Source organism: Devosia sp. (assembly GCF_028290645.1).
In the GTDB taxonomy this organism is placed as follows: domain Bacteria; phylum Pseudomonadota; class Alphaproteobacteria; order Rhizobiales; family Devosiaceae; genus Devosia_A.
Genome location: NZ_JAQGJL010000131.1, coordinates 1 through 8,388, shown reverse-complemented (window position 1 = coordinate 8,388; position 8,388 = coordinate 1). Strand labels below are relative to the sequence as shown.

Below are 8,388 nucleotides of genomic sequence, written 5' to 3'. Positions count from 1 at the left end.
CAGCAGGCACGCCGATCGGCCGGCCCCTCGGCCGACGCGGCCGCGGAGCTGGTGCAACTGGGCAAGGCCGAAGCGTTCGGCGTGCTCGATGATCATGATGGTGGCGTTGGGGACGTCGACGCCGACTTCGATAACCGTGGTGGCGACGAGGATCTTGGCCCGGTTGCGCTGGAAGCGGTCCATCGCCTCCTGCTTGGCCGCGGCGCTCATCCGGCCGTGGACCAGCACGACCTGGTCGCCGAACACCTTTCTCAACTCGGCGAACCGGTCTTCTGCCGCGACCACTTCGAGATGCTCGCTCTCCTCGACCAGCGGCGACACCCAGAAGGCCTGCGCGCCTTCCTCGATCCGGGCCTGCAGGCGCTGCACCACGCGGTCGTACTCGGCAATCGAGGTCACGGCGGTATCGATCGGCTGCCGGCCGCGGGGCTTTTCCCGGAGGATGCTGACCGCCATGTCGCCGAAATGGGTGAGGACGAGGGTGCGGGGGATCGGCGTGGCGGTCATCACCAGGAGGTCCGCATGCGCGCCCTTGGCGCTGAGGGCCAGCCGCTGGTGGACGCCGAAGCGGTGCTGTTCGTCGACGACGGTCAGGCCCAGATTGTGGAACTCGACGGCGGACTGGAACAGCGCGTGGGTGCCGACGACGATGCTGGTCGAGCCGTCGGCGATGCCGGCCAGCGCCACTCGCCGTTCGGCCGCACTCATCTTGCCGGTCAGCAGCACGATGCCGAGCCCGACCTGGTCGGCGAGCGGCTTCAGCGTCCGGTAGTGCTGGCTGGAGAGGATTTCGGTGGGCGTCATCAGGGCCGATTGGGCGCCGCTTTCGGCCATCGCCGCCATAGCCATCAGCGCCACTACGGTCTTGCCAGCGCCTACATCGCCCTGCAGCAGGCGCGACATCCGCTCGGGGGCGGCGAGGTCGTGCCGGATGTCCTCGACCGCGAGCCGTTGTCCCTCGGTGAGCGTGTAGGGCAGGGCCGCCTGCACCCGGGCGGTGATCTCGCCGGTGAAGGTGCGGGCGATGCCCCGCGGCGCCACCAGCTGGGAGCGGACGATGAGCAGGGCCAGCTGACCGGCGAGGTATTCGTCATAGGCGAGCCGCATCCGGCCCTTCGACCAGAGCTGTGCGTCGTCGGGCGTCTCGGGCGCATGGGACGCAACCATCGCGGCGCGGAAGGTCGGCCAGCCGAACTCGGCGATGCGCTCGGCCGGCATCCACTCGGGCAGGTCCGGCAGCGTGTCCAGCACCTGCCGGGTGAGCTTGATCAGTGCGCGGGAACTGAGGCCCTGGGTGAGCGGGTAGACCGGCTCGACCAGGGGCATGTCCTCGAACCTGTCGGCCTCGACGACATAGTCGGGATGCGTGATCTGCTTTTCGCCCTGGAAGAAGCCGATGGTGCCGGAGACGTAGCGGGTCTCGCCCACCGGTAGCAGCTTTTCCACCCAGCCACCCTGGGCGCGGAAATAAACCAGCTGGATCTCGCCGGTTTCGTCATGCGCAAACACCCGGTGCGGGATGTTCGGCCGGCCCTTCGGCGGCGGCTGGTGCCGGTCGATATGGAGTTTCAGCGTGGCGATGTTATTGTGCACCGCCTTGGCAATCCCCTCCATGCGGCGTCGATCCACCACGCCGGTCGGCATGTGCATCAACAGGTCGAGCGCGATCGCCTCCTGCCCCTCGGGAGCGCCAAAGAACCGGGTGAGCAGGGCAGACAACTGCGGTCCCACGCCCTTGATGGAATGGAGTGAGCGGAACAGCGGATCGAGGGCAGACGGACGCGGCACGAGTCGGAAACCTCCTTGGCGGAACCTAGCCGAGACAATGGCTGCCTGCCACGTGACACGGCCGCGATATCCGCGTAAACACGCGACCCAATATCTCCGAGACCGCCCGATCATGGCCCTTCCAGAAGACGCCGGTGAACAATTGTCTATGCGGCTGCGCCGGCTGCGTTATCGCGCCTGGCACCGGGGCACGCGGGAGATGGATCTGCTGCTCGGGCCCTATGCCGATGCGCGTCTCGCGGGGATGGCGCTTGGGGAACTGGATCGCTTCGAGACGCTTCTGGAAGAGGCCGACACCGATCTGCTCAAATGGCTGATGGGGCCAGAGCCTACCCCGGCCGGCGCCGACCACGAACTGCTCGCCGACCTACTCATGTTTCGAACGTCCAAATGACCGACCAGCGCCCTAATCGCATCATCTCCAATGTTCCCGACGGCATGCAGCCGGTGGTGCTCGCGCGGCTGGTCGAGGAGCGGCTGAAATCCGCCCCGGAAGCACCGGTCAGCGCCGTGTTCGTCGCGCGCGACGGCCGGCGCATGCAGCGCATGGTGGAAATACTCGAGCAGTTGATGCCGGGCCACCAGATCCTGACGCTCCCGGCCTGGGACTGCCTGCCATATGACCGCGTGTCGCCGAACGGGGTCACCATCGCGGCGCGGATGACGACGCTGTCGACGCTGGCGAGCGGTGCGGCGAAGGGGGCGATCGTCCTCACCACGGTCAACGCGCTAGTGCAGAAGCTGCCGCCGCGCGACGTGGTGGCCGGAATGAGCTTTGTTGCCGCGGCGGGGCAGATGGTGGACAGCGAGAGGCTGATCGCCTGGGCGTCAGGCAACGGCTACCTCCGTGTTCCGACGGTGCGTGAGACCGGCGAGTACGCGGTGCGTGGTGGGTTGGTGGACCTTTACCCCGCGGGCGTCGAGTCGCCGCTGCGCTTCGATTTCTTCGGCCGCCAGCTGGAGACCATCCGGACGTTCGATCCGGATACGCAGCGCACCACCGGCAACCTCCGGACCATCGCGCTGGCGCCGATGAGCGAGGTGCTGCTGAGCGAGGAGGCCGTCAGGCGCTTCCGGGCCCGCTACACCACGATGTTCGGCGGCAATACGGTGGACGATCCGCTCTACGCCGCGGTGAGCGCCGGCCAGCGCTATCCGGGCGTCGAGCATTGGCTGCCCTTCTTTTACGAGGACCTCGATCACCTCGCGGCCTATGCCGAGGATGCGCCGTTCGTCTTCGACGACCAGGCGAGGGAAGCCTTTGCCGACCGGCAGAGCCAGATCGCGGACTACTACGAGGCCCGGGAGGATGCGCGGCACGAAAAGCAGTCGTCCCAGGGCGCGGCGCCCTATAAGCCGGTGCCGCCCGGGCAGCTCTACGAGATGGAACGCGACCCTTATGCGCTGGCGCCGCAGAAGGGCGTCGTGCAGCTCTCGCCGTTTGCCGCGCCGGACATGCGGAAGGCCGACAATGCCGGTGGGCGGGTGGCGCCGAGCTTTGCCGCCGAGCGGCAGCAGCAGGACGTCAACCTGTTCGAGGCCGTGGTAAAACTGTTCCGCAACGAGCGGAAGACCGGCCGCAAGACCATCATCGCCTGCTGGTCCGAGGGCTCGCGCGACCGCATGGCGCAGGTGCTGGCCGATCACGGCCTCGCCCATCCGCGGCTGGCAGAGAACTGGCGCGAAGCCGAGACGACCTCGTCCGAGACCACGGCGCTGGTGGTGCTTGGGCTCGAGACCGGGTTCCAGACCGATGACATGCTCGTTCTGTCCGAGCAGGACATTCTCGGCGAGCGCCTGCTGCGGCCGCAGAAGCGGAAGCGGGCGGCCGATGCGCTGACTGAAGCCGCCGGGCTGGCGGCGGGTGACCTCGTCGTCCACGTCGACCACGGCATCGGCCGGTTCCTGGGGTTGAAGACCATCGAGGTGCAGGGCGCGCCGCACGACTGCGTCGAGATCGAATACGCCCAAAACACCAAGCTCTACCTGCCGGTCGAGAATATCGAGCTCTTATCGCGCTACGGCGCTGATGCCATTGTCGAGCTCGACAAGCTCGGTGGCGTGGCGTGGCAGGCCAAGAAGAGCAAGCTCAAGAAGCGCATCCGCGAGATGGCGAAGCAGCTGATCAAGATCGCGGCGCAGCGGCAGCTGACGACCGTGCCGCCGATGGACGTGCAGCCGGGCCTCTACGAGGAGTTCGCGGCGCGCTTCCCCTATGACGAAACCGAGGACCAGCTGGCGGCGATCAGCGCGGTGTTCGAGGACCTGGCATCGGGGCGCGTCATGGACCGGCTGGTCTGCGGCGACGTCGGCTTCGGCAAGACCGAGGTGGCGCTGCGTGCCGCCTTCGCGGTGGCGATGTCCGGCCGGCAGGTGGCTGTAGTGGTGCCGACGACGCTGCTGTCGCGGCAGCATTTCAAGACCTTCTCGGAGCGCTTCTCCGGGCTGCCGCTGCGCATCCGGCAGGCCTCGCGGCTGGTAGGGGCGAACGAACTCAAGGCGACCAAGGAGGAGCTGGCCAAGGGGACGGTCGACATCGTCGTCGGGACCCATGCGCTGCTGTCGAAATCCATCCAGTTCAAGGATTTGGGGCTGCTCATTATCGACGAGGAGCAGCATTTCGGCGTCGGCCACAAGGAGCGGTTGAAGGAGCTGAAGGGCAATGTCCACGTCTTGACGCTCACCGCGACGCCCATCCCGCGCACGCTGCAGCTGGCCCTGACGGGCGTCCGCGACCTGTCGCTGCTGGCGACCCCGCCGGTCGACCGCCTCGCCATCCGCACCTTCATCTCGCCCTTCGATCCGCTCAGTGTCCGCGAGGCGCTGCTGCGCGAAAAGTATCGCGGCGGGCAGGCGTTCTATGTCGTCCCCAAGATCAAGGACCAGCCCGATATCGCCGAGTTCCTGCGCCAGCAGGTGCCGGAGGTGAGCTATGTGGTGGCAAATGGCCAGATGCCGCCGGGCGAGCTCGACGACATCATGAACAACTTCTACGACGGCAAGTTCGACGTGCTGGTCTCGACCACCATCGTCGAATCCGGGCTCGATATCCCGAACGCCAATACGCTGGTAGTGCACCGCGCCGACAATTTCGGGCTGGCGCAGCTCTATCAGATCCGGGGCCGTATCGGCCGTGCGAAGCAGCGCGCCTATGCGCTGTTCACCATCCCGCCGGACCGCAAGCTCAACGACACCGCGGAGCGCCGCCTGACGGTGCTGCAGTCGCTGGAATCGCTCGGGGCGGGCTTCCAGCTCGCCAGCCACGACCTCGATATCCGCGGCGCCGGCAACCTGCTCGGCGAGGAGCAGTCGGGCCATATCCGCGAGGTCGGGTTCGAGCTCTACCAGGCGATGCTCGAGGAAGCGGTGGCGGCGCTGCGCGATGGCGATGCCGACTACGAGGATCGCAACGAGTGGAGCCCGACGATCTCGCTAGGGATGCCGGTGATGATCCCCGAATACTACGTGCCCGACCTGCAGCTGCGCATGCAGCTCTACCGGCGCCTCGGCGACCTTTCCGATGCCCGCGAGATCGATGCAGCCGGCGCCGAGCTGATCGACCGGTTCGGCCCGCTGCCCGAGGAGGTAGAGGCGCTGCTGAAGGTCATCCTCGTCAAGGCGCTCTGCCGCACCGCGAATGTGGAAAAAGTCGACGCCGGTCCAAAGGGCGCAGTCGTGACCCTGCGCCACAAGGAGTTCCCCAACCCGGCCGGGCTTGTACGCATGGTCTCCGATCCGCAGATGCAGGTCCGCATCAAGCCGGATCAGAAACTCGTGTTCAGCCGTGACTGGCCAACGCCCGAGGCGCGCCTCAAGGGAACGGCGGCAATCCTGTCAAGAATGGCCCGGCTCGCAACGGAATCGAGTACTGCTGCAACACTTGCAGGTTAAAGCTTCCGGAAGTCCTCTTGGTCATGTTATTGCCCGATTTCGTGCCTTGAAGAGCGCACGAAATAGGGTGGCCGGGAGAGTCACCGTTGGTAGGACACCACAAGGAAATTCAATGACCCTCAAAAAGCTTGTCGTTGCTGGTTTCGCGGTTGCCGCGCTGATGATGCCCACCTTCGGGGCGCTCGCGCAGGACGCCACCACGCCGGCAGCCCCCGCCGAGGGTGCGGCAGCGCCCGCGGCGCCTCCCGCGGCGGATGGCGCTGCTGCTCCTGCGGCTCCTGCGGACGGCGCTGCAGCTGCTGCTGCCCCGGCCAATCCCGCCCAGAACTGGCTCAAGGTCTGCGACCCCATCGATGGCGGCAAGCAGGCCTGCATCATGCGCCAGGTGGTGGTGGCCAATAACCAGTTCCTCGGCTCGTTCCTGTTGCGCGATGATCCGGGCCAGGAGAGCCGCCTGCTCGCCGTCGCGGCCGTGCCGCTCGGAGTGCTGCTGCCCTTCGGCCTGACCTGGCAGATCGACGGCGGCAAGCCGATCCGCGTGCCGTTCATGCTGTGCGATCCGACGAGCTGCGCCACCCAGCTGGTGATCAACGAGGCCTACGTGAACAGCCTCAAGAAGGGCGGCGTGCTCAAGCTGACCGCCAAGAACCGGCAGAACAAGGATCTGGTCATCGACATCAACCTCGCCGGTTTCACCACGGTCTACGATGGCGCCGCTGCGATGACCTTCGACGAGTTCAACAAGAAGTCGAGTTCGCCGACCGTGCTCGAAAAGCAGCTGCAGGATCGCGCCGAGGAACTGCGCAAGCAACTTGGCGGCGATGCCGCCCAGCCCGCAGCACCGGCGACGCCGGCCCCGCAATAAGCGGCTCGGCATCTCGAATTGAAAGGGCGCCTCTGGGCGCCCTTTGCGTTTTCAGCGATTGCCCATGCCGAGGCCGAACGCTTGCTTGCGCAGCGGCGGAAGCAGCCGCAGCGCCCAGAGCCCGCCGGCGCGGAGGGCCTGCGCCGGCAGGAAATCGCTGAGCAGAGAGCGGAACAGCGCATCCACCATGCCGCCGGTGCGCTCGAGATCGTCGGCCCGGCGCGCTGCGTAGTCGGCACTGACCGCCTGCGCCCAGTGGGGGACACTGCGGTCAGCGGCGGCGAGTGAAGCCGCGAGATCCGCCACGTCGCGCAGTCCGAGATTGAGTCCCTGCGCGCCGATTGGCGGGAACGCATGCGCGGCCTCGCCCGCGAGCACGATGCCGTCCATGCCGGCGCGCTCGACGGTCAGCGTCGAGAGCAGGAACATATGCGTCGGGGTCAGCAGCTTGATGTCGCCGAACAGGCGCTGCGACTTCTTGAGGAAGGTCTCCCGCAGCCCTTCCGGGCCGGACGCCTGTGCCGCCTTCAGTACCTCGCGATCGTCTATCCAGACGAGATTGGCGCGCGACCCGCCAGCCGGCACCAGGGTGAACGGGCCTTGCTCGTAGTGGAATTCTACTGACGCGCCGCCGAGCGGGCGGCCCAGCTCGAGGTCGCAGACCAGCGCGGACTGGGTGAAGCCGTGCTCGCGGGCCCGGAAGACGGTGGCGACGCGCACCAGCGATTTTTTGCCGTCCGAGCCGACCACGAATGGCGTCTCGATGACCGTGCCGTCCGATAGCGTCAGGATCCAGCCGTCGCTGCCCCGGTCGATGCCGGACAGCGACAGTTCGCGCGTCTCGAGGTTGGGCAGCGCTGCGCCGGCCACCTCGAAGGCTTCGAGCAGCTTGATGTTGGGGAAGTTCCAGCCGAAGGCCTCGAGCCCGGCGTCCTTGCTGTCGAACAGCGTCTCGGGGGCGCGGATCAGCCGGTCGGTGGCATCGATGATGCGAATCTGGGTCAGCGGGTGGCCGAGGCTCGACGGATCGCCGATCAGGCTCGAGGCCCGGAGGTAATCGACACTCGGACCCATCAGCGCCGAGGTCCGTCGGTCGGGCGGGCCCTTGGGGGCGAGATGGAGGGTGCGGAGGCCGGCTCGCGCCACCGCGACCGCGGCGGCGACGCCGGCAAGGCCGCCGCCGACCACCACTGCTTCGGGCAACCTGCTCACCGCGCCAACGCCAGCCGCCGGTCGCGGCCGCTCGGGATGACCAGCGCGCCGGCATAGGAGCCGGCGAACAACGCGAGAAGGAAGATCAGCAGGTTGTCCGGCCAGAAGGCGATCAGCGAGATCGCCGGGCCGGGGCAGATGCCCGACATGCCCCAGCCGATGCCGAACAACGCGGCGCCGGCCAGCAGCGGGCCGTCGATGTAGTGGAACTCGGGCTCATGGAACCGGGCGTCGAACAGCGGCGCCTCACGTCGGCGGCCGGTACGCACGGCGACGAACATCACCACGATCGCCGGCACGATGACGAAGGCGAGGCTCGGGTCCCAGCCGCCGGTCGGGATGGCGGTGAAATCGAGGAAGCGCAGCACCTTCAAGGGATCGACCATCTGCGAGATGTAGAGCCCGGCGCCGAACAGCAGGCCGCTGAGCGCTGCGGTGGCGAGATAGGGCAGGCGGGTCGAGGCGGTCATTTCAGACGATCCCGGTGATGGCGACGGTGAGGATGGCGACGCCGAAGAACACGGCGACCGCGACGAACGAGCGCCGCGACAGCCGCGCGATGCCGCAGACGCCGTGCCCCGAGGTGCAGCCATTGCCGACCTGGGTGCCGAAGCCGATGAGGAGGCCCGAGG

General features: G+C 67.4%; 7 protein-coding genes. 3 read left to right on the top strand and 4 right to left on the bottom strand.

Annotated features, from left to right (window positions below):
* Positions 1-1,788, bottom strand: a 1,788-nt coding sequence (gene recG / locus JWQ89_RS07595; protein ID WP_299639789.1) for an ATP-dependent DNA helicase RecG, incomplete at its 3' end; no start/stop codon positions are given.
* A gap of 112 nt (positions 1,789-1,900) precedes the next feature.
* Between recG and JWQ89_RS07590 the strand changes: the two genes are divergently transcribed.
* The 3 genes from JWQ89_RS07590 to JWQ89_RS07580 all read left to right on the top strand — a co-directional run bounded on the left by JWQ89_RS07590 (position 1,901) and on the right by JWQ89_RS07580 (position 6,544).
* Positions 1,901-2,182 carry a succinate dehydrogenase assembly factor 2 gene (locus tag JWQ89_RS07590; RefSeq protein WP_299639787.1) on the top strand — a complete coding sequence of 94 codons (282 nt, stop codon included), beginning with the start codon at positions 1,901-1,903 and terminating at the stop codon, positions 2,180-2,182.
* Positions 2,179-5,679 carry a transcription-repair coupling factor gene (gene mfd / locus JWQ89_RS07585; protein ID WP_299639785.1) on the top strand — a complete coding sequence of 1,167 codons (3,501 nt, stop codon included), beginning with the start codon at positions 2,179-2,181 and terminating at the stop codon, positions 5,677-5,679. Before JWQ89_RS07590 ends, mfd begins: the two co-directional genes overlap by 4 nt.
* Before the next feature lie 112 nt (positions 5,680-5,791).
* Positions 5,792-6,544: an invasion associated locus B family protein gene (locus JWQ89_RS07580; protein ID WP_299639783.1), complete on the top strand. Its 753-nt coding sequence runs from the start codon at positions 5,792-5,794 to the stop codon at positions 6,542-6,544.
* Between the two features lie 51 nt (positions 6,545-6,595).
* Here JWQ89_RS07580 and JWQ89_RS07575 read toward each other — a convergent pair whose 3' ends face one another.
* The 3 genes from JWQ89_RS07575 to JWQ89_RS07565 all read right to left on the bottom strand — a co-directional run.
* Positions 6,596-7,747: an FAD-dependent monooxygenase gene (locus JWQ89_RS07575; protein WP_299639781.1), complete on the bottom strand. Its 1,152-nt coding sequence runs from the start codon at positions 7,745-7,747 to the stop codon at positions 6,596-6,598.
* Between the two features lie 5 nt (positions 7,748-7,752).
* Positions 7,753-8,226 (bottom strand): DUF6691 family protein, encoded by a 474-nt coding sequence (locus JWQ89_RS07570; protein WP_299639779.1) that lies wholly within the window; start codon positions 8,224-8,226, stop codon positions 7,753-7,755.
* Position 8,227: 1 nt separating this feature from the next.
* The coding region (locus tag JWQ89_RS07565) for a YeeE/YedE thiosulfate transporter family protein (RefSeq protein WP_299639790.1) at positions 8,228-8,388 on the bottom strand (161 nt) is incomplete at its 5' end.